Origin of the sequence: Pseudomonas sp. SDI, from assembly GCF_003105155.1 — a bacterium.
GTDB lineage: Bacteria > Pseudomonadota > Gammaproteobacteria > Pseudomonadales > Pseudomonadaceae > Aquipseudomonas.
This window is the reverse complement of sequence record NZ_QETK01000014.1, coordinates 91546-111818: the sequence shown is the minus strand read 5'-3', so window position 1 is coordinate 111818 and position 20273 is coordinate 91546. Positions and strand designations below refer to the sequence as shown.

Annotated in this window: 17 protein-coding genes and 1 riboswitch; of the genes, 10 read left to right on the top strand and 7 right to left on the bottom strand. The window is 64.1% G+C overall.

The window, feature by feature from the left end; translation table 11 throughout:
* Nucleotides 1-2: 2 nt before the first annotated feature.
* Genes DCO48_RS11695 through DCO48_RS11680 form a run of 4 tightly spaced genes read left to right on the top strand, consistent with a single transcriptional unit; the run spans nt 3 to nt 4333 of the window.
* Complete coding sequence (locus DCO48_RS11695) at nt 3-1427, top strand: PIG-L deacetylase family protein (RefSeq protein WP_116550768.1); 1425 nt, start codon at nt 3-5, stop codon at nt 1425-1427.
* Nucleotides 1424-2380, top strand: coding sequence for a glycosyltransferase (locus DCO48_RS11690; RefSeq protein ID WP_116550767.1), 957 nt, complete (start codon nt 1424-1426; stop codon nt 2378-2380). The genes DCO48_RS11695 and DCO48_RS11690 overlap by 4 nt, the downstream gene beginning before the upstream one ends.
* 26 nt (nt 2381-2406) lie before the next feature.
* Nucleotides 2407-3177 (top strand): glycosyltransferase family 2 protein, encoded by a 771-nt coding sequence (locus DCO48_RS11685; protein ID WP_116550766.1) that lies wholly within the window; start codon nt 2407-2409, stop codon nt 3175-3177.
* A complete protein-coding gene (locus DCO48_RS11680) occupies nt 3167-4333 on the top strand; it encodes an O-antigen ligase (RefSeq protein WP_116550765.1) in 1167 nt (388 codons plus the stop codon). The genes DCO48_RS11685 and DCO48_RS11680 overlap by 11 nt, the downstream gene beginning before the upstream one ends.
* A 50-nt stretch (nt 4334-4383) precedes the next feature.
* Here DCO48_RS11680 and DCO48_RS11675 read toward each other — a convergent pair whose 3' ends face one another.
* The gene (locus tag DCO48_RS11675) at nt 4384-5022 is read right to left on the bottom strand and encodes a toluene tolerance protein (protein WP_116550764.1); all 639 of its coding nucleotides are present in this window, start codon (nt 5020-5022) and stop codon (nt 4384-4386) included.
* Nucleotides 5023-5137: 115 nt separating this feature from the next.
* Between DCO48_RS11675 and msbA the strand changes: the two genes are divergently transcribed.
* Both msbA and hldE read left to right on the top strand, forming a co-directional pair.
* Nucleotides 5138-6940: a lipid A export permease/ATP-binding protein MsbA gene (gene msbA, locus DCO48_RS11670; protein ID WP_116550763.1), complete on the top strand. Its 1803-nt coding sequence runs from the start codon at nt 5138-5140 to the stop codon at nt 6938-6940.
* Between the two features lie 123 nt (nt 6941-7063).
* Nucleotides 7064-8485, top strand: a complete 1422-nt coding sequence (hldE, locus tag DCO48_RS11665) for a bifunctional D-glycero-beta-D-manno-heptose-7-phosphate kinase/D-glycero-beta-D-manno-heptose 1-phosphate adenylyltransferase HldE (protein WP_116550762.1) — start codon at nt 7064-7066, stop codon at nt 8483-8485.
* Nucleotides 8486-8599: 114 nt separating this feature from the next.
* Here the strand turns inward: hldE and DCO48_RS11660 are convergent, their stop codons facing one another.
* The 4 genes from DCO48_RS11660 to DCO48_RS11645 all read right to left on the bottom strand — a co-directional run bounded on the left by DCO48_RS11660 (nt 8600) and on the right by DCO48_RS11645 (nt 11978).
* Nucleotides 8600-9553 carry a metal ABC transporter ATPase gene (locus tag DCO48_RS11660; protein WP_116550761.1) on the bottom strand — a complete coding sequence of 318 codons (954 nt, stop codon included), beginning with the start codon at nt 9551-9553 and terminating at the stop codon, nt 8600-8602.
* A gap of 40 nt (nt 9554-9593) precedes the next feature.
* The gene (locus tag DCO48_RS11655; protein ID WP_116550760.1) at nt 9594-10406 is read right to left on the bottom strand and encodes an aldo/keto reductase; all 813 of its coding nucleotides are present in this window, start codon (nt 10404-10406) and stop codon (nt 9594-9596) included.
* On the bottom strand, nt 10403-11578 hold the full coding sequence (locus DCO48_RS11650; RefSeq protein ID WP_116550759.1) for an FAD-binding oxidoreductase: 1176 nt from the start codon (nt 11576-11578) through the stop codon (nt 10403-10405). The genes DCO48_RS11655 and DCO48_RS11650 overlap by 4 nt, the downstream gene beginning before the upstream one ends.
* A 67-nt stretch (nt 11579-11645) precedes the next feature.
* Complete coding sequence (locus DCO48_RS11645) at nt 11646-11978, bottom strand: multidrug efflux SMR transporter (protein WP_116550758.1); 333 nt, start codon at nt 11976-11978, stop codon at nt 11646-11648.
* Between the two features lie 87 nt (nt 11979-12065).
* Here DCO48_RS11645 and DCO48_RS11640 point away from each other — a divergent pair, with 87 nt between their 5' ends.
* Together DCO48_RS11640 and waaA are read left to right on the top strand one after the other, a co-directional pair.
* Nucleotides 12066-12956, top strand: a complete 891-nt coding sequence (locus DCO48_RS11640) for a LysR family transcriptional regulator (protein WP_116550757.1) — start codon at nt 12066-12068, stop codon at nt 12954-12956.
* Between the two features lie 14 nt (nt 12957-12970).
* A complete protein-coding gene (waaA, locus tag DCO48_RS11635) occupies nt 12971-14239 on the top strand; it encodes a lipid IV(A) 3-deoxy-D-manno-octulosonic acid transferase (RefSeq protein WP_116550756.1) in 1269 nt (422 codons plus the stop codon).
* Between the two features lie 81 nt (nt 14240-14320).
* On the opposite strand, the gene DCO48_RS11630 is transcribed toward waaA, so the two are convergent.
* Nucleotides 14321-15754, bottom strand: coding sequence for a TolC family outer membrane protein (locus DCO48_RS11630; RefSeq protein ID WP_116550755.1), 1434 nt, complete (start codon nt 15752-15754; stop codon nt 14321-14323).
* A gap of 139 nt (nt 15755-15893) precedes the next feature.
* A riboswitch (TPP riboswitch) is annotated at nt 15894-15998 on the top strand.
* Between the two features lie 146 nt (nt 15999-16144).
* Between DCO48_RS11630 and thiC the strand changes: the two genes are divergently transcribed.
* Nucleotides 16145-18025 (top strand): phosphomethylpyrimidine synthase ThiC, encoded by a 1881-nt coding sequence (thiC, locus tag DCO48_RS11625; protein WP_116550754.1) that lies wholly within the window; start codon nt 16145-16147, stop codon nt 18023-18025.
* A gap of 88 nt (nt 18026-18113) precedes the next feature.
* Complete coding sequence (cytX, locus tag DCO48_RS11620) at nt 18114-19397, top strand: putative hydroxymethylpyrimidine transporter CytX (protein WP_116550753.1); 1284 nt, start codon at nt 18114-18116, stop codon at nt 19395-19397.
* Here cytX and DCO48_RS11615 read toward each other — a convergent pair.
* The gene (locus tag DCO48_RS11615) at nt 19366-20112 is read right to left on the bottom strand and encodes an RsiV family protein (protein WP_116550752.1); all 747 of its coding nucleotides are present in this window, start codon (nt 20110-20112) and stop codon (nt 19366-19368) included. The two genes, cytX and DCO48_RS11615, sit on opposite strands and share 32 nt — an antisense overlap.
* Nucleotides 20113-20273: the final 161 nt, after the last annotated feature.

The window sequence follows — 20273 nt, the reverse complement described above, 5'->3', positions numbered from 1 at the left end:
CGATGAGTGCACGCAAGCAGCAATTGCTCAAACAGCACCGTAAACGCAAGCGCCTGGTGCTGCTGGTCGCCTTGTTCGTGCTGCTGGCCAGCACCTGGCTGGCCTGGTGGCTGCCGGTGTTGCTGGGTGTGCTGCTGTGGGTGGGCCACGAAGCCTGGTTCTCCGACCACCTGTTCTACACCCCGGCCAGCGATTACGACTACCAGCTTGATGCCGATCAGCGTCATGCGCTGAAACTGGATCAGGGCACGCTGAGTCTGCCGCAAGGCTGCACGTTGCAAGCGGGCGACACCCTGCTGCTCAAGGTGCGCCTGCGTGGCGGCTGGCTCGGGCGCTTTCTCGACCCGGCGGTGCGTATCCAAGGCGATGTCGACGATTGCCAGGCATTCGAGCGAGGTGTGCAGGGCATTCGCTATCTGAACCTGACCGGCCAGCATGCTGCACTGAACGAAGGGCGCTTGCGCTTGAGTGGGTGGCATTGCCGGCTGGATGACGACGTCGAGCTGTTGGTCTGTCGGCACCCGGATTATCTGCAAGGGCCGCTCCTGGTCATCGCGCCCCACGCCGACGATGCCGAACTGGCCGCATTTGGCGCCTACGCTCAGGCCACGGAAAGCTGGATCGTCACCCTGACTGCCGGTGAAATCGAAACCGAACACTACCGCGACATGGGCCTGGAGCCTGTTGCCGCGGCACGCCTCAAGGGCCAACTGCGCGCCTGGGACAGCATCAGCGTGCCGCTCTGGGCCGGTGTGCCGCAACAGCGTTGCGTGCAGCTAGGCTACTTCTGCCTGCAACTGCCGGCGATGCAGGCCGAGCCGGCGTTGGCGGTGGGATCGCGCGAAGCCGAGCTGCACGACACCCGCCTGTTCCGGCGCTTCAACAGCCTGGCGCTGCGCAGCGATGCCGATGGCGTGCCGTCGTGGCGCAACCTGATCCAGGACCTGGGTGAACTGATCGAGCAGATCCGGCCGGCGACCATCGTGCTGCCCGAACCGCGGCTTGATCCACACCCGGACCATATCTGTGCCCGCGATGCAGTGATCGAAGCCCTCGCGCAAACGCAATGGCAGCCAGAGGTGATCCTGCAGTACGCCAACCACCTGCACGACAACGATCGCTGGCCGATGGGCAATGCTGGCAGCGGGGTGGCGTTGCCGCCGCACTTCGACAGCCAGGTGCCGATGCGTCCCTGGGTTTTACCGGTGAGCACTGAAACACAGTGGCACAAGGCTATGTCTTTGGGCATGATGCACGACCTGCAGCCCAGTCCTCCTTTCAAGCGTCGCCTGCGGCGGTTCCTGCAGCGTTATCTGGCCGGTCGCCAATGGCCGGCTTTTGGTGAAAACGAATTCTTCCGCAAGGCCGTGCGTCGGCACGAGCTGTTCTGGGTCGGCGCGAAGGCTGACAAGAGAGTGCAACAGTGAAAGTCCTTTTTCTGGTTCAGAAAGAACAGCGGGCTATTCTGGACCGTCTGTACGACGGCATCGCCGCCGATTGCGAGTGCGATATTCGCTGGCTGAGCTCTGCCGAACAGGACGACCTGCGCGGTTACTTCCGCCAGCATGTAAAGGTCGAGGACTACGACCGCATTCTGTTCTTCCTGCGCTTCAAGAAGGAAATTCGCCAGGCCGGTTTCATTCGTACGCTGCCTAACCTGGTGATCCTCGAGCACGACGCCTACCAGAATTACATCCCCTGCAAGTACACCGGCAAGTTCAGCGAGTATTACCGCAAGCTGCCGTGGGCACGGGTAATCACGTCCGGTGCGGTGGTCACCCGCAAGCTCTGCGACGAGGGCTTCGATGCCGTGTTCGTGCCGAAGGGCTACGACCAGGCGTTGTTGCGTCATGAGCAGCGCGAGCGCGATATCGAGCTGGCCTTCGTCGGCAGCCTGCGCAGCGTGGCCTATTCCGGGCGCAAGGCGATGCTGGAGTCGATCGCCGCAGTGGAAAACCTGCTCATCACGCGCACCAACTCGGGTGAGGAGTACAGCCAGACCCTCAGCCGTATTCGCTACTTCGTCAGTGCCGATGTCGGCATGGGCGAATACATGATCAAGAACTTCGAAGCCATGGCCTGTGGCTGTGTGCTGTTTGCCTTTGATCAGGGCGAAGAAGAGAATCGCGCGCTGGGCTTCGTCGATCTGCACAACATCGTCCTGTACCGGGACCTGGCCGAACTGCGCGCCAAGTTGCAGCAGTTGCGTGCCGACCCGGCGCTGGCCGATACGATTGCGCGTAATGGCCAGCAGTTGGCCGAGCAGCATTTCACCTTCCATGCCCTGGGTAAACGAATCGTCGAGGCAATGCGCGCGCCGCTGCGTCCGCGAGGCGAAGCCAGCTGGTGGGAAAAGTTGCGTAGCGTCGTCGGCTTTTGAGCCCGCCCTATTTTTTACGAGGAACAATGATGGTCTTCAGCCAAAGCAGTGAAATCACGCTGATGGTGACCAGCTGCGGCCGGTTCGACCTGTTGAAGCGCACCCTGGAAAGCTTCGATCGCTACAACACCGCGCCGATTCGCGAAGTCTTCATTACCGAAGACTCCGGCGACGAGGCGGTGCGCGATTGTGTGCCGGCGCATTGGCGCGAGCACACCACGTGCATCGTCAACAACCCGAAACTGGGCCAGATGCGGTCGATCGACGTGGCCTACGCCCAGATCAAGACCACCTGGGTGTTCCACTGCGAAGACGACTGGGACTTTTACCGCCCCGGCTTTATCGAAGACTCCCAGGCCCTGCTCGAGGCCGACCCGCAAGCCTTGCAGGTGTGGCTGCGCAGCTTCAACCACGATCTGCAGGTGCACAGCCCGTATGTGTTCCTCAACGAACGGCAGGTGCTCGATGGCATCCCGTTCTACCAATTGGGCTCGCACAAGCCCGACTGGCAGGGTTTCTCGTTCAACCCCGGGCTGCGCCGACTGGCCGATTACCAGCAACATGCCCCGTATGCCGGGCACTCCGGGGAAAAAGCACTTTCACGTCTGTACGCCGGCGAAAATCGTTATGCCTTGATCCTGGAAAACGATGCCGTACTGCACACAGGTTTTGGTGGGCATGTCGAGGTGCCGCAAGAGCGCCTCAACAAGCAACGCCGGAAACGCAGGGATCGCTTCAAACTCATTGGAGCGCTGGTCATTGGATTGGTTATAGGTTGGCTGCTGAATGTTATTTAGTGGGGTAAACGTGGAAAACAGAACGAGTCGGCGCTATTTCGGTGCGATGACCATTGTGTTTCTGCTCAGTTACATACTGATGGATTCGTCCAAATGGACGAACAACATCTTTTACGCCTTTATCGCACTGCCTGGATTGGTGTTCTTGATCAAGGAGCGCGGCGCCGGCTTGCTGGCGCAACCGTTGACCTGGGCATGGCTGGCGTTTCTGCTGTGGTTCCTGGTTCCCGCGGCGATTGCCAGTGATGGCCAGTTCTACAAGCACATTCTCTACGTGGCGCTGTTCGTGTTTATCGTGGCGGGGCTGCTCGATGCCGACCTGTTCCGCAGCGGGCCATTTGTGCGTGGAATGTTCTGGATCCTCTGCCTGTACATCTTTGGCTATGCTGCGTATGGCTACCTCACTGGGGTATTTGCGTTCGGTGCGCGGGTAGACTTGTTGCCCTCGCGTCTGCAGAACGTCATTTATGCCAGTATCTGGTTGTTGTGCGCCCTGGCCCTCGCGATGCCCGCGTGGGTTAAGGAACGCCGCTGGATCGAGGCTGGCGCTGCGGTCATCCTCTCGCTGGTGGGGGTCGCGTTTGTAATGCAGACCCGTACGGCATTGGTTGGCGCGGCGTTCCTGTTTGCCATCTGGGCGGCCTGCGTCGTATGGCATTACCCCAAGCGCGGTGTGCTCGGCCTGGTCGCCGGCGCAGTGCTGCTGGCGCTGGTCTTGTGGGCGGTGCGCGACGAAGCCTGGTTCCTGTCATTGCTCAACCGTGGTGACTCGTATCGGGTGGAACTGTTCCGGATCATGACGGGTGAGTGGCGCAATTGCGGCTGGATGCTGGGTTGCGGGGTTGAGTTCGTGACCACGCAGACACTTGGAGGCGGAATGCCGATCCAGCACCCGCATAACATCTTCGTGGCCATGGGGCTTTACACCGGCGGTGTTTCGCTGGCGCTGTTCCTGCTGGTGATGGCCATCACCCTGTGGCAAGCCTGGCGCTTGCGCGATGCCTGGGGCCTGTACCTGGCCTGCGCGCTGGTGATGCTCAACTTCGACGGCAGCAAGCTGATCGGCAACCCCGACGAGCTGTGGCCGCTGGTGCTGCTGCCGGCCGCGATGGTGCTGGGCCGAGTGCTGCAGCAGTCGCGCCGCAACACCTTCTGATGCTTCTACTGCTGTAGCCATCGACCACCCTTCGGGGTGGTCGATTGGTTTCAGGCCAGGGCCAGGCTCAGTTCGTTGGCGTTGCAGGTGGCCTGGGCGCCGAGGTAGGCATTGGCGAACACCGCGTGGCCATCGCCGAGCAACCAGGCGCGATCCTCCTGGTAACGCAGCATGTGCTTGAAGTTGCGCAGGCGCTGGGCCTTGCGCAGTGGGCGGCGGTAGGTGCGCAGGTCGGCGATGTCGATCAGGCCAAGCTGGCCGTCGGGGGTCAGCACCACGTTGCCCAGGTGCGCCGAGCGGAAGTAGATGCCCTTTTCATGCAACTGGGCAATGAACCTGCCCAACTGACGGCGCAGTTCGTCGCCGCTGCTCGGTTCGTCGAGCAGTTGGCGCAGGGTCTTGCCTGGCAGCGGGTCGTAATGCACAGCGTCGCGGGCGATCTCGGCGATGCGGTACACCTGGCGCACCTGCGGGCAGGGGATGGCGCGTTCGGCGAGGGTCTTGCAGTTGTCGGCAAAGCGCCGCGCGTACGGGTACCAGGCGGCCGAGGTGATCAGGCGTTTGCGCCGGAACAGCTTCAGCATCGAGCCGTCGCGCAGGCGTAATACCTTGTCGCCGGTGCCATCGGCTTCCAGAACGTGCGCACCTTCGCGCAGGGCAAGGTAGCGGGCATGGTCGAGCGCTTGCATCGATACTCCGGTGTAGAGGCCCTGAGGCTTGAACGGCCGGCTATCTTACCGCAGCAGGGGGTGGCGAAAACCGCTTGTGATACAATCGCGCCTCTTTTTCACACGACGGATTCTCATGACTGCTCCCGAATCTGCTGCCCCATCGAGCCTGAAGATCTACTTCCGTCTGCTCAGCTATGTGAAGCCGTATATCGGCATTTTCCTGCTCAGTATCGTCGGCTTTATCATCTTCGCCTCGACCCAGCCCATGCTGGCCGGCATTCTCAAGTATTTCGTCGATGGCCTGAGCAACCCCGAAGCGGTGTTGTTCCCGACCGTGCCGTACCTCAAGGACCTGCAACTGCTGCAGGCCGTGCCGCTGCTGATCGTGCTGATCGCCGCCTGGCAGGGCCTGGGTTCGTACCTGGGCAACTACTTCCTGGCCAAGGTCTCGCTGGGCCTGGTGCATGACCTGCGCGTCGAGCTGTTCAACAAGTTGCTGGTGCTGCCCAACCGCTATTTCGACAACCATAACTCCGGGCACCTGATCTCGCGTATCACCTTCAACGTGACCATGGTCACCGGCGCCGCCACCGATGCCATCAAGGTGGTGATCCGTGAAGGCCTGACCGTGGTGTTCCTGTTCATCTACCTGCTGTGGATGAACTGGAAACTGACCCTAGTGATGCTGGCGATCCTGCCGCTGATTGCCCTGATGGTCGGCAGTGCGAGCAAGAAATTCCGCAAGCAGAGCAAGAAGATCCAGGTGGCCATGGGCGACGTGACCCACGTGGCCTCGGAAACCATCCAGGGCTATCGCGTGGTGCGCAGCTTCGGCGGCGAGCAGTACGAGCAGGAGCGTTTCGCCAAGGCCAGCCAGAGCAACACCGACAAGCAACTGCGCATGACCAAGACCGGCGCGGTGTACACGCCGATGCTGCAACTGGTGATCTACTCGGCGATGGCCGTGCTGATGTTCCTGGTGCTGTTCCTGCGTGGCGATGCCACGGCCGGCGACCTGGTGGCCTACATCACCGCCGCCGGTCTGTTGCCCAAGCCGATCCGTCAGCTCTCTGAAGTCAGCTCGACCATCCAGAAGGGGGTGGCGGCGGCCGACAGTATCTTCGAACAGCTCGACGTCGAGCCGGAAGTCGATACCGGCACCATCGAGCGTGATCGCGTCAGTGGCCGGCTGGAAGTGCGCAACCTGAGCTTCGCCTACCCGGGTAGCGAACGGTCGGTGCTCAACGACATCAATTTCACCGCCGAGCCGGGGCAGATGATCGCCCTGGTTGGCCGCTCCGGCAGCGGCAAGTCGACCCTGGCTGGGCTGATCCCGCGCTTCTACCAGCACGAGCATGGCGAAATCCTGCTCGACGGCATCGAGGTCGAGGACTACCGCCTGCGCAACCTGCGCAAGCACATTGCCCAGGTTACCCAGCACGTCACCCTGTTCAACGACACCGTGGCCAACAACATCGCCTATGGCGACCTCGCCGGCGCGCCGCGTGCCGACATCGAGGCAGCGGCTGCCGATGCTTATGCCAAGGAGTTCATCGAGCAACTGCCGCAGGGCCTGGACACCGAAGTCGGTGAAAACGGCGTGCTGTTGTCCGGTGGTCAGCGCCAGCGTCTGGCGATTGCTCGGGCGCTGCTGAAGAACGCGCCGCTGCTGATTCTCGACGAGGCCACCTCGGCGCTCGACACCGAGTCGGAGCGGCACATTCAGGCCGCCCTCGACCAGGTCATGAAGGGGCGCACCACGCTGGTGATCGCGCACCGTCTGTCGACCATCGAGAAAGCCGACCTGATCCTGGTGATGGACCAGGGGCGGATCGTCGAGCGCGGTACGCACCAGCAGTTGCTGGCCGAAAACGGCTTCTACGCGCGCCTGCATGCGATGGGCCTGGACGAGCCGAGCAAGGCCGACATCACCTGATCGCAATAGGCCTGGGCGCGTCCTGCGCCCGGGCCGTCACTGCAGGTAACCGGCTGTAATCTGGCTGGCGCGTTGCCTGTGCTAATATCCCGCCCCTGTTCAATTTGTCTATATGGGTTGCCCATGAAGTTATCCATGCCGCGTTTCGATCAAGCCCCGGTGCTGGTGGTCGGCGATGTCATGCTCGACCGCTACTGGCATGGCGGTACTTCACGCATCTCGCCTGAAGCCCCGGTCCCGGTGGTGAAAGTCGAGCAAATCGAGGATCGTCCCGGCGGTGCAGCCAACGTTGCCTTGAACATTGCCGCGCTTGGCGCGCCGGCGTCGCTGGTCGGTGTTACCGGTCAGGACGAAGCTGCCGACAGCCTGGCCAACAGCTTGCAGGCTGCCGGTGTGCGGTCGATCTTCCAGCGCATTGCCCACCAGCCGACCATCGTCAAGCTGCGGGTCATGAGCCGTCACCAGCAACTGCTGCGTATCGATTTCGAAGAACCCTTCGCCACCGACCCGCTGTCGCTGGGCGCCGAAGTCGACACCCTGCTCGAAGGGGTCAAGGTGCTGGTGCTGTCGGACTACGGCAAAGGCGCACTGAAGAACCACCAGAGCCTGATCCAGGCGGCGCGGGCCAAGGGCATTCCGGTGCTGGCCGACCCCAAGGGCAAGGATTTCTCGATCTACCGTGGCGCGAGCCTGATTACCCCGAACCTCAGCGAGTTCGAAACCATTGTCGGCCGCTGCGCCGATGAGGCCGAGCTGGTCGCCAAGGGCGCTAAGCTGATGCACGAGCTGGAGCTGGGCGCCTTGCTGGTGACCCGTGGCGAGCATGGCATGACCCTGCTGCGCCCGGAGCATCCGGCACTGCACCTGCCCGCGCGAGCGCGCGAAGTGTTCGACGTGACCGGTGCTGGCGATACGGTTATTTCTACCCTGGCGGCAGCGATTGCTGCCGGCGAAGAGCTGCCGCATGCCGTTGGCCTGGCCAACCTGGCCGCCGGCATCGTGGTGGGCAAGCTGGGTACCGCGGCCATCAGCGCACCGGAGCTGCGTCGGGCGATTCAGCGCGAAGAAGGCTCCGAGCGTGGCGTGTTGAGCCTCGACCAGTTGCTGCTGGCTATCGACGATGCGCGGGCGCACAACGAGAAGATCGTGTTCACCAACGGCTGCTTCGACATCCTGCACGCCGGGCATGTGACCTATCTGGAGCAGGCGCGGGCGCAGGGCGACCGGTTGATCGTCGCGGTCAACGACGATGCTTCGGTGAGCCGTCTGAAGGGGCCGGGTCGGCCGATCAACAGCGTCGACCGGCGCATGGCCGTGCTGGCCGGCCTGGGGGCGGTGGACTGGGTCATCAGCTTCCCGGAAGGTACCCCGGAAAACCTGCTGAGCCAGGTCAAGCCGGATGTGCTGGTGAAGGGCGGGGACTACGGCATCGCGCAGGTGGTGGGCGCCGACATCGTCAAGGCCTATGGCGGTACGGTGAAGGTGCTGGGCCTGGTCGAGAACAGCTCGACCACGGCGATTGTCGAGAAAATCCGCAAGCACTGAGGCATCTGCAAAAGCATCGCCGGACGAGCCCGCTCCCACAAGGGAAACGCAATACCCTGTGGGAGCGGCGGTGCGGCGTTCCGACTCGTCCCGCGATGAGGCCCTCAAGCCGTATTACTTGTTCAGCGCCATCTGCAACAGCTCCCGGGCCTTGCCGGTCAGCCGCTTCAACCCCGACTCCGGTTTCTGTGCCACCAGCCCCTGCTGGCGCAACCAGTCCTTCCAGCGAATCCGCTCATCGCGCACCAGCCAGCCTTCCTGGCGGGCGAAGCTCTCCGCCAGATACAGCCCACGGGTACTTGCCGGCACCAGCCGATCCTTTTTCAGCGTGTACAGCTCGGCGCGCGGCTGGCCCTCTTCCAGTGGCATCAGGTACAGGTCCGGCCGGCTCCGGTTAAGCCGCGCCACCAACTGATCGCCCTCCAGCCGCTCATCGACGTGAAACAGGCTGAGCGACTTGGCCTCCCGCGGTACCTGCAGGCGCAGGTCGTAGATCAATTGCAACGATGCCGTCGGCAGGTGCACATAGGCCCGTGGCCGCTCGATCAGTTGCAGGTTGCCGCAGCGCACCGGTCGCGCCGCGCCGGAGTGTGGTGTCAGTACGAACGGCAAGGCTTCGCGGTAGTGCAGGGCGTCGGCATATGGCGCTGGCAGCCAGGTGTCGTTGAAACGCCCGCCGAGCCAACCTTGCGGGGTCTCCAGCAAGCACTCCTCGGCCACTTCCTGCACGGCGGTGTGCAGTGGCAGGTTCAGCTCCTGTGCCGGGACGTAGCCGGAGATCAGCTTGAGCACCACATCGCCACGGTCTTGCCGGCGCTGGCGCACCAACACCCAGTAGTCGCGGTTCTGCCAGTGCAGGGTCAGGCGTACCGAAACGCCGAGGTTGGCCAGCTCCACGGCAAACCGCTCGCTGTCGGCAAGCTGGATGGCCTTGCGCCGCTGCAAGGTCTGGGCAAAGTTCAGCGGTCGGCCGATGCTTTGGTAAGTCAGCCCATCCGGGCCGGCCTCGACGTGCAGCGGCAGGGTCTTGAAGTTGCTCGGGTTCTTGCGGATCAGCGTTCGCGGCATGTCGGCGCCTTCTTGCGTTGGGGTCGGCCGCGGCGGCGGCTCAGCGCTGTTCGAGTACCCGCGCGACGGTCGCCACGTTGTGGGCCAGGTGCACGGGGTTGATGGTGCCGACAATAGCACTGCACACGCCCGGATGGGCAAACAGCAGCTCGAAGCTGGCGCGCACCGGGTCGACCCCCGGGCTCAGGCACACGTGACCGCTGGCCAGGGCCTTCTTTACCAGGATCGCCTTGCCGTGTTCGGCAGCATAGTCGAGCACCGGGCGCTCGCCCTGCTCGTTGAGATTGTAGGTGACCATTGCACAGTCGCCGCGCTCCAGTGCCTTCAGGCCGCCGGCGGCGGTCTTTCCGGAGAAGCCGTAACCGAGGATCTTGCCGTCCTGTTTCAGCTGCTCCAGGGCGTCGTATACCCCTTCCTGCTCCAGGATATGCAGGTCGTTGCCGTCCGAATGCACCAGTACCAGCTCGAGATGATCGGTTTCCAGGCGCTTGAGACTGCGCTCCACCGACAGCCGGGTGTGCGCGGCACTGAAGTCGAAGCGCGATTGGCCGTTCTCGAACTCTTCACCCACCTTGCTGACGATCACCCATTCATCGCGCTGCCCGCGCAGCAGCGGGCCGAGGCGCTCTTCGCTGCGGCCATAGGCCGGCGCGGTGTCGATCAGGTTGATGCCCAGCTCGCGGGCCTGTGCCAGCAACTGGCGGGCCTGCTCGTCGTCAGGGATGGTGAAGCCGTTGGGGTATTTAACGCCCTGGTCGCGGCCAAGCTTGACCGTGCCCAGGCCCAGCGGCGAAACCGTCAGGCCGGTGCTGCCCAGTGGGCGTTGCAGGGTGTGCAGGGTTGGCAGGCTCATGGCAACAGTTGCTCCCACACCGGGGTGGCCAGCGGCGGGTGCGGCAGGTCGGGTAGGGCAGGGTAGTTACCGGGCTTGATGCCGTCGCGTTCGAGGCTGTTAAGTACCCGTTCGCTGAAGTCGGGGGCCAGGGCCAGCTTGGTTGGCCAGCCGACCAGCAGCGGTTGTTCCTCGGCGAGGAAGGCGTTGTCCGGGCGCACCAGGCCCGATTGTGCTGGTTCGGCGCGGTCGATGCGCACGGTGGCCCAGTTGACCTGGCTCAGGTCGACCCAGGGCAGCAGGCTCGCCACTTCCTTTTTCGCGGCGGCGATCTGCGCTTGCGGATCGCGCGCCACGCCGTCGGCTTCGGCCAGGTCACCGCCCAGGTACCAGACCCACTCGCCGTTGGCTGCCGGGTGGCTGGTGACGGTGATGCGTGGCTTCGGCCCACCCCCCAGGCAGTGCGCGTACAGCGGTTTCAGACTCGGGCCCTTGGCCATGACCATGTGCAGCGGCCGGCGCTGCATGGCCGGCTGGCTCAAGCCCAGCGCCTGCAGCAGTTCGGCGTTACCGGCGCCGGCACTGAGCACCACACGTTGGGCGCGGATCTCGCGGCCATCGACGCGCAGGCCGACCAGTTTGTCCTGTTCGCGCAGCGGTTCGATCTGTTCGCCGGCCAGCAGGCTGTCACCGGCCAGTTCGGCGAGGCGGGCGAGCAGGCTCGGCACGTCGACCACCAGTTCCGCCAGGCGGTAGACCTTGCCCTTGAAGGCGCGGTCTTGCAGGGCGGGTGGCAGTTGGTCGCCCTTGACCTGATCGACCCGGCCGCGCACGGCCTTGCTGGCGAAGAAGCTGGTCAGGTTGCCGGCCAGGGTGCCGGGCGACCATAGGTAGTGGGCCTCGGACAGCAGGCGGACCCCCGACAGGTCCAGCTCGCCGCAGCCATCGAGGGCCTCGCGCCAGCGGCGTGGCATGTCGGCAATGGCTTCCGAAGCGCCGGTCAGGGCGCCGTGCAGGGCATATTTGGCGCCGCCGTGGATGATCCCCTGCGACTTGAGCGTCTGCTCGCCGCCGAGGCTGGCGCGTTCCACCAGCACTGTCGAGTAGCCCAGGCGGCGCAGGCGGGCGTTGAGCCAGAGGCCTGCGACCCCTGCGCCGACGATCAGGACGTCGGTGGAAATAACGGATGGCATGCACGCACCTCACAAACTGGGACAGAGGCGCAGTATACAGCCTGTAACGCGATCTACCGTGTGGCGATCAATGCCCGGTGGTTTTCGAGAACACCTGAATCACCACCACGCCACCGACGATCATGGCCATGCCGAGCATGGCCGGCAGGTCAAGCTTCTGCCCGTAGATCAGCAACGCGGCAATACTGATCAGGACGATGCCCAGGCCCGACCAGATGGCGTAGGCGATGCCCACCGGCACGCTGCGCACCACCAGGGTCAGCATCCAGAACGCCACGGCATAGCCACAGACCATCAGCAGCAGCGGCAGCGGCGTGCTCAAGCCCTTCACAGCCTTCATCGAGGCAGTGGCGATGACTTCGGCGCAGATGGCGATGGCCAGGTAGGTGTAGGCATTCATGACGGTAATCCTCTGATCTGGTCGGGCATTTTAGTGGATGACCGGATGCGGTAAAGTCATTTCCCATCTGATTTGGAGATAGGCTAGATGGCCGAGCAGTGGAATCTCGAACAGCTGCGGCTGTTCGTCAGGGTAGCCGAGCAGCGCTCGTTTTCCGCCGTGGCGCGCGAGATGCGCAGGGCGCAGTCGGCGATCAGCAGCGGCATCGCGCTGCTGGAGGCGGACCTTGGGGTGAGCCTGTTCGAGCGCAGCAGTGGCCGCCAGCCGCAGCTCACTGCGGCCGGCGCCGCCTTGCTGGAGGATGCCCGCGAGCTGCTGCGCCAGTGTGAGCGCCTCGACGGCCGCGCGCTGGCGCTGTTGCGTGGGCAAGAGGCGCAATTGCGGGTGGCCCAGGACGAGGCCATGCCCTATCAGCCGGTGATCGACAGCCTCGATGCCCTGGCCACGCAATTTCCGCTGCTTGAAGTGCAGTTGGCCAGCGGCGCCCAGGGCGATGTGGCACGCAAACTGGTGGAGCGGCGTGCCGACCTTGGGCTGTTGTTCCATCACGAGCAGATGCCGGTGGCGCTGGAGCGGCGGGCGCTGGGCAGCGTCGAGATGGTCACGGTGTGCGCGGTGCATCACCCGCTGGCGCAACTACCGTGGGTCAGCCGCCAGCAACTGGCGCGGCACCGGCAATTGCTGATCACTCCGCAAGCCAGCGGCTATCCGGGCGGCGAGCCGATCAGCCCGCAGATCTGGCGCGCCGACAGCTTTTACGCGATGGCCGAGCTGCTGATGCGCGGGCTGGGCTGGGCCTGGCTGCCGCGGCATGTGGTGCAGTACCCGACCTACCAGGCGCAGATGGTCGAACTGGCCAGCGAGTGGACGCCGCCGGCGCTGGTGGTAGAGCTGGCCTGGCGCCGCGACGAGCCGTTGGGGCCGGCGGCACAGTGGCTGGCCGAGCGCTTCGCAGTGCACTTGCGTGCAATTGGCTAGTACACTTCGCCGCCATGAACAGAACCCTTTATTCCCTGCTGTTTCACCTGGGCCTGCCGCTGGTTGCGCTGCGCCTGTTCCTGCGCTCGCGCAAGGCGTCGGCCTATGGCCAGCGTATCGGCGAGCGCTTTGCCTTTGGCTTGCCGGCGCTGAAGCCGGGTGGGATCTGGGTGCATGCGGTGTCGGTGGGCGAGAGCATCGCTGCGGCACCGATGATCCGCGCGCTGCTGGAGCGTTATCCACAGCTGCCGATCACCGTCACCTGCATGACCCCGACCGGCTCCGAGCGGATCAAGGCCATGTTCGCCAACGAACCGCGCATCCAGCACTGCTACCTGCCGTATGACCTGCCGTGGGCGGCGGCGCGCTTTCTCGACAAGGCGCAGCCGCGGCTGGCGGTGATCATGGAAACCGAGCTGTGGCCCAACCATATTCACCAGTGCGCCAAGCGCGGGATTCCGCTGGCGCTGGCCAATGCGCGGCTGTCCGAACGCTCGGCGCGGGGCTATGCGCGCTTTGCCAGGCTGACCCGGCCGATGCTGGCCGAACTGAGCCTGATTGCGGTGCAGACCGAAGCCGAGGCCGAGCGGTTCCGCCAACTGGGCGCGCGCCCGGAATGCGTGAGCGTGACCGGCTCGATCAAGTTCGACCTGACCATCGATGCGCAACTGCTGGTGCGCGCCGCCGAACTGCGCGGGCAGTGGGCCGCGCAGCAACGTCCGGTGTGGATTGCCGCGAGTACCCACGAGGGCGAGGACGACGTGATCCTGGCGGCGCACCGGCAGTTGCTGGAGCATCATTCGGACGCCTTGCTGATGCTGGTGCCACGTCACCCGGAGCGCTTCAACGCGGTACATGAGCTGAGCCGACAGCAGTTCACGACGCTTCGCCGCTCGTCTGGCGAGCCGGTGCAGGCCGATACCCAGGTGCTGCTTGGCGACACCATGGGCGAACTGCTGTTCTTGTATGCGCTGGCGGATATTGCCTTCGTTGGCGGCAGCCTGGTGGCCAACGGCGGGCATAACCTGCTGGAGCCGGCTGCGCTGGAGAAGCCGGTACTGAGTGGGCCGCACCTGTTCAACTTCCTTGAGATCGCGGCACTGTTGCGCGAGGCGGGGGCGTTGCAGGAGGTAGACGATGCGGCGGGGCTGGCAGCGGCAGTGCGCCGGCTGATCGAGCTGCCCCGTGATGCGCAGCGCATGGGCGCCGCAGGGTTGGCGGTGATGAAGGCGAATCAGGGGGCGTTGCAGCGTCTGCTGGAGGGGCTTGGGCAGTTGCTGTGATTCAGCCCCATTGAACCTGTAGGCGCTGGCTTGCCTGCGATCGCCCGAACGCGGACCGGGTGATCGCAGGCAAGCCAGGTCCTACAGCGGCCGCTCGAAATTCGCTGCGGCAGCCTTGGCCAGGTCCGGCGGCAGGAAGTCGCGGTCCGGGTTGTAGTCCGGCTTCAGGTACCGGCTGAGGTCCTGCAGGTCCTGCGGGCTCAGGGTCCCCGCTGCCTGTTTCAGGCGCAGGTTGTCGAGAATGTAGTCATAGCGCGTGTTGTTGTAGTCGCGCACCGAGGTGTACAGCTGACGCTGTGCATCCAGCACGTCGACAATGTTGCGTGTCCCTACCTGATAGCCGATCTCCGTCGCTTCCAGCGCACTCTGGTTGGAAATGATCGACTGCTTGCGCGCCTGCACCTGTTCCACGTCGGTGTTCACCGCGCGGTGCAGGTTGCGGGTGTTCTCCACCACCTGGCGGCGCAGGCTTTCGCGCTGCTGCTCGGTCTGGCTCAGCCGCGAATAGGCCTCGCGCACTTGCGAGCTGGTCAGCCCGCCGCTGTAGATCGGGATGTTCAGTTGCAGGCCGATGCTGGTCTGCTCGGCATCGCCGCGATATGGCTGGCCGGTCAGGTTCGGGTTGGTGAAACCGAGGTTGTCGTTGTCGCCTTTCTGATAGCGCGCCACGGCGTCCAGGGTTGGCGCATGCCCGGCCTTGCGCTGGCGCAGGGTCTCTTCGGCGGCGCTGACGGCGTAGTTGGTCGCTTGCAGGTTGAGGTTCTGCTTGGCTGCGGTATCCACCCAGGCCTTGGCATCGTTCGGTACCGGCAGCACCACCGGCAGGGTATGGACGATGCCCTGCAGTGCGTTGTAATTGCGGTTGGTCAAGGTCACCAGCGCTTCGAAGGCGTCGTCGACCCGGCGCTGCGCAACGATCCGGTTGGCCCGCGCGGTGTCGTAGCTGGCTTGCGATTGCAGCACGTCGGTCTTGTCCGACAGGCCGACGTCGAAGCGCTCGTTGGACTGGTCGAGCTGGCGCTTGAACGCCGCTTCCTCGGCCTTGGTCGAGGCCAGGTTGTCCTGGGCACGCAGCACCGCGAAGTAGTTCTCGGCACTTTGCAGGATCAGGTTCTGCTCGGTGGCCGACAGCTCCAGCGCCGCCTGCTCGTTGACCGCCTCGGCCGCCTGCAACTGGAACCAGCGGTCAGCGCGGAAGATCGGCTGTGACAGGGTGGCGGTCCAGGAATTGCCGCTGCGGTTGGAGGTGATCGACGGCTGGTCGAGTTTGGTGCGCGTGTTCTGCATCTCGGCGCCGGCCGAGAGGTTCGGCAGCAGCCCGGCGCGTGCCTGCGGCACGATTTCGCGGCGGGCACCGTAATCGGCTTGCGCCGCGGCGAGGTCAGCGTTGTTGGTGACCGCCTCCTGATAGACGCTGACCAGGTCGGTCTTCGCCGACAAGGGCTGCTCAGCGGCCCAGGCCATTCCGTTGGTAGCACAAGACACGGCAAGGGCCAGTGAAAGTTTGCGCAGCATAGGGCGATCCTTGAACGATGGGTGATTGCGCAGGGCAGTGTAGATGCGTGAGCATTTTGCAACAATCTGCCATTTGCGCCATTTATCGTGCGTATGTTTGTCCTGTTGCCGTTTGGGGGTAGTGCAGTCTAGACTGGCCGCGTTCTTGTCGGGGTGCCTTGCGTTGAGGCTGAGATCGGAAATTCCGGATCCCGTTGAACCTGATCAGGTTAGCGCCTGCGTAGGGAACAAGATTGCTCGTCATTGCGCGAGCCCTCTTGTGCCGGCTTCGGAATGATCGATGCAGCCAACAGGGCCGCCCGTCATGTTCGTTTTCGGCACAGCACCAGCCCCGGTGCGTCCGTGCCTTTCAGGTTCACTCCGACACCCCTACCGTCTGGAGAGCCTGTGATGAGCAAACAACAAAAATACCCCGCCCACCTGAGTGAATCGGCTAAGGTCGACGCGCAATCCGTGCAGCCGTTTACCCGTTCGCGCAAGATCTATGTCGAAGGCTCGCGCCCGGACATCCGCGTGCCGATGCGCGAAATCAGCCTCGACGACACCCCCACCGATTTCGGCGGCGAAACCAATGCCCCGGTGCTGGTGTACGACACCTCCGGCCCGTACACCGACCCGAACGTGCAGATCGACGTACGCCAGGGCCTGGGCGATGTGCGCTCGGCCTGGATCGATGCGCGCGGCGACACTGAACGGCTGCCGGGCCTGACCTCGCACTTCGGCCAGCAGCGCCTGAACGACGTCGAGCTGACCAAGCTGCGCTTCGCCCACGTACGCAACCCGCGCCGGGCCAAGGCCGGCGCCAACGTCAGCCAGATGCACTACGCGCGCCAGGGCATCATCACTGCCGAGATGGAATACGTCGCCATCCGCGAAAACATGAAACTGCAGGAAGCCCGCGCCGCCGGTCTGCTCGATCAGCAGCACGCCGGTCACAGCTTCGGCGCAAGCATTCCGAAGGAAATCACCGCCGAGTTCGTCCGTGAGGAAATCGCCCGTGGCCGAGCGATCATCCCGGCCAACATCAACCACGTCGAGCTGGAGCCGATGATCATCGGCCGCAACTTCCTGGTGAAGATCAACGGCAACATCGGCAACAGTGCCCTGGGTTCTTCCATCGAGGAAGAAGTGGCCAAGCTGACCTGGGGCATTCGCTGGGGCTCGGACACGGTGATGGACCTCTCTACCGGCAAGCACATCCATGAAACCCGTGAGTGGATCATCCGCAACTCGCCGGTGCCGATCGGTACCGTACCGATCTACCAGGCCCTGGAAAAAGTCCACGGGGTGGCCGAAGACCTGACCTGGGAGCTGTTCCGCGACACCCTGATCGAGCAGGCCGAGCAGGGCGTCGACTACTTCACCATCCACGCTGGGGTACTGCTGCGCTACGTGCCACTGACCGCCAAGCGGGTGACCGGCATCGTCAGCCGCGGCGGCTCGATCATGGCCAAGTGGTGCCTGGCGCATCACCAGGAGAACTTCCTCTACACCCACTTCGAGGAAATCTGCGAAATCATGAAGGCCTACGACGTCAGCTTCTCGCTGGGCGATGGCCTGCGTCCGGGGTCGATTGCCGACGCCAACGACGCAGCGCAGTTCGGCGAGCTGGAGACCCTCGGCGAACTGACCAAGATTGCCTGGAAACATGATGTCCAGTGCATGATCGAAGGCCCCGGCCATGTGCCGATGCAACTGATCAAGGAGAACATGGACAAGCAGCTGGAATGCTGCGACGAGGCGCCGTTCTACACCCTCGGGCCCCTGACCACTGACATTGCGCCGGGCTACGACCACATCACCTCGGGCATCGGTGCGGCGATGATCGGCTGGTTCGGTTGCGCGATGCTCTGCTACGTCACGCCCAAGGAACACCTGGGCCTGCCGAACAAGGATGACGTCAAGACCGGGATCATCACCTACAAGATCGCGGCACATGCCGCCGATCTGGCCAAGGGACACCCCGGCGCGCAGATTCGCGACAATGCGTTGAGCAAGGCGCGCTTCGAGTTCCGCTGGGAAGACCAGTTCAACCTCGGCCTGGACCCGGACACCGCGCGGGCGTTCCACGATGAAACGTTGCCGAAGGACTCGGCCAAGGTCGCGCATTTCTGCTCGATGTGCGGGCCGAAGTTCTGCTCGATGAAGATCACCCAGGAAGTGCGTGAATACGCCGCCAACCAGCCGGTCGAGGAGGCCGTGGCGGAGGGCATGCGCGAGCAGGCCGAGCGCTTCCGCCAGGAAGGCAGCCAGTTGTACCAGAAGGTCTAAAAAGCTATCGCGGCACGAGTCGGCGACCCGACTCGTGCCGCGATGAGGCCCCCAATAACAATCAGAATCTTCCTGTAGAGACCTTGTCGTGAGCACACCCAGCCACTACTCCCCCGATATTCCAATCCCCGCGCAGCAGCGTCCGTTTGGCGCGCGCGACCTGTTTTCCCTGTGGTTCTCCCTCGGCATCGGCCTGATGGTGCTGCAGACCGGCGCCTTGCTCGGCCCAGGCCTGGGCCTGTCCGGCTCGGTGCTGGCCATCGCCCTCGGCAGCCTGGTGGGCGTGCTGTTGCTGGCCAGCGCCGCGGTGATTGGCAGCGACACCGGCCTCTCGGCCATGGGCACCCTGCGGCTGAGCCTGGGCCGCCACGGCGTGGCCCTGCCAGCCGTGCTCAACCTGCTGCAACTGATCGGTTGGGGCGCCTTCGAAATCATCGTGATGCGCGACGCCGCCAGCCTGCTCGGCGCGCGCGCGTTCGGCGAACACAGCGTGTGGGTCAGCCCATTGCTCTGGGCGGTATTCTTTGGCGCCCTGGCTACCTTGCTGGCCGTGGCCGGGCCGCTGACCTTCGTCCGCCGCATCCTGCGCAAGTGGGGTATCTGGCTACTGATCGGCGCCTGCCTGTGGCTGACCTGGAACCTGTTCAGCAAGGTCGACCTGGCCGCGCTGTGGGCGCGCAGCGGCGACGGTTCGCTGTCGTTGGCCGGCGGCTTCGATATTGCCATTGCGCTGCCGCTGTCGTGGCTGCCGCTGATCGCCGATTACTCGCGTTTCGGCAAGCGTAGCGACGGCGTATTCGTTGGCACGGCGTTGGGTTATTTCATCGGCAACCTGTGGATGATGAGCCTTGGGGTGGCCTACATCCTGGCCTACGCCCCGGATGGCGAAGCCAATACCCTGCTGTTGGCGCTGGCCGGCGCCGGCTTCGGTATTCCGTTGCTGCTGGTGCTGCTCGACGAGTCGGAAAAGGCCTTCGCCGACATCCACTCGGCGGCGGTGTCGAGCAGTCTGCTACTGCGGGTCAAGGTCGAGCACCTGGCGCTGGCGATCGGCGTGCTGTGCACCCTGATCGCCTGCTTCGCGCCGCTGGCGCAGTACGAGAACTTCCTGCTGCTGATCGGCTCGGTGTTCGCCCCGCTGTTCGGCGTGGTGCTGACCGATCACTTCATCCTCCGTCGGCGTCGTTTGCCGCTGGCGGTCGATGGCCTGCACGGCGGCGCCTTGCTGGCCTGGTTCGGTGGCGTGGTCACCTACCACCTGCTGGCGAACTACGCGCCGGAGCTGGGGGCAACCCTGCCGGCGCTGGCCATGGCCGGGTTGCTGCAGGCGCTACTGAGCTTCAGCCGCGGCCGGGAAACAATTCCGGCCTGATCACGCCGTTCAGGCGCGGGTAGGGGATCTTCAGTTCGATGTGACCCATGGAGTACGGGGCGATGGCATAGACCTCGTACTTCAGCACCAGCGCGCCGTAGGTCAGGGCAATGTGCGGGGTTTTCTGGAACGGCCAGTTCTTCACGAACTCGGCGTCCTTGTCCATGCCAGTGGCTGCCAGCCAGCCACGGTGGGCTTCTTCGGCGGTTTTCCAGAAGGTTTCTTCCTGGCCCGGGACGAGCATGTCCTTGAGGGTCAGGACTTTGTCCTGCTGGCGCGAATAGTTGATGAAACCGCGCCCTGGCATGCCGTGGGCACCGCCGGTGTCCAGGTAGCTGGACAGTTCGACGATCACCAGTCCGTCATGCTGCTCGCGTACCTTGGCTTGCAGGTAGCTGCTGTGGCGGGCCTCGGCTTCGCGCAGGAAGTTGTCTTCATAGGACTTCAGCGAGGCCGGCAGCGCTGCGCCTTCGCCGTCGCGGGTCAGGCCGAGCAGGCTGCGCTCGACGATGGCATCGAGCTTGGGCAGCGCCGGGAAGTGTACGGTGTCGATGTTCACCAGTGGGCAGTCGGCGGCGGTGCAGCCGGGCTTGATGTGCTCCCAGGCGTCGCGCTTGACCTCCAACGGGGTGCGCATGTTGGGCTTGAACAGGCTCTGGCAAGCACCCAGCGCCAGCGCCAGGACGGCCACGGCAGTCAGTTTGGCAAGCGTCATGATGATCCTTTATGACAACGATGATCGGGCTTGGACCGTCGGCAGCGCCTTCGGTTCGCCACTAAGCTGAATAGACCAGCGGGCCCCTATCCTCGCAGCCCGCCGGGGAGTTTTAAAGGGGTGAAAGGCAACGGTGTGCAGGTTAGGATGGCGCGAAGCGC

Coding starts and splice junctions, on each gene's coding strand:
- hldE (WP_116550762.1), top strand. CDS start 7,064: ATGAAGTTATCCATGCCGCGTTTCGATCAAGCCCCGGTGCTGGTGGTC.
- DCO48_RS11645 (WP_116550758.1), bottom strand. CDS start 11,978: ATGAATGCCTACACCTACCTGGCCATCGCCATCTGCGCCGAAGTCATC.
- DCO48_RS11695 (WP_116550768.1), top strand. CDS start 3: ATGAGTGCACGCAAGCAGCAATTGCTCAAACAGCACCGTAAACGCAAG.
- DCO48_RS11660 (WP_116550761.1), bottom strand. CDS start 9,553: ATGCCGCGAACGCTGATCCGCAAGAACCCGAGCAACTTCAAGACCCTG.
- DCO48_RS11615 (WP_116550752.1), bottom strand. CDS start 20,112: ATGACGCTTGCCAAACTGACTGCCGTGGCCGTCCTGGCGCTGGCGCTG.
- DCO48_RS11655 (WP_116550760.1), bottom strand. CDS start 10,406: ATGAGCCTGCCAACCCTGCACACCCTGCAACGCCCACTGGGCAGCACC.
- DCO48_RS11685 (WP_116550766.1), top strand. CDS start 2,407: ATGATGGTCTTCAGCCAAAGCAGTGAAATCACGCTGATGGTGACCAGC.
- thiC (WP_116550754.1), top strand. CDS start 16,145: ATGAGCAAACAACAAAAATACCCCGCCCACCTGAGTGAATCGGCTAAG.
- DCO48_RS11675 (WP_116550764.1), bottom strand. CDS start 5,022: ATGCAAGCGCTCGACCATGCCCGCTACCTTGCCCTGCGCGAAGGTGCG.
- DCO48_RS11650 (WP_116550759.1), bottom strand. CDS start 11,578: ATGCCATCCGTTATTTCCACCGACGTCCTGATCGTCGGCGCAGGGGTC.
- DCO48_RS11630 (WP_116550755.1), bottom strand. CDS start 15,754: ATGCTGCGCAAACTTTCACTGGCCCTTGCCGTGTCTTGTGCTACCAAC.
- msbA (WP_116550763.1), top strand. CDS start 5,138: ATGACTGCTCCCGAATCTGCTGCCCCATCGAGCCTGAAGATCTACTTC.
- DCO48_RS11680 (WP_116550765.1), top strand. CDS start 3,167: ATGTTATTTAGTGGGGTAAACGTGGAAAACAGAACGAGTCGGCGCTAT.
- DCO48_RS11640 (WP_116550757.1), top strand. CDS start 12,066: ATGGCCGAGCAGTGGAATCTCGAACAGCTGCGGCTGTTCGTCAGGGTA.
- waaA (WP_116550756.1), top strand. CDS start 12,971: ATGAACAGAACCCTTTATTCCCTGCTGTTTCACCTGGGCCTGCCGCTG.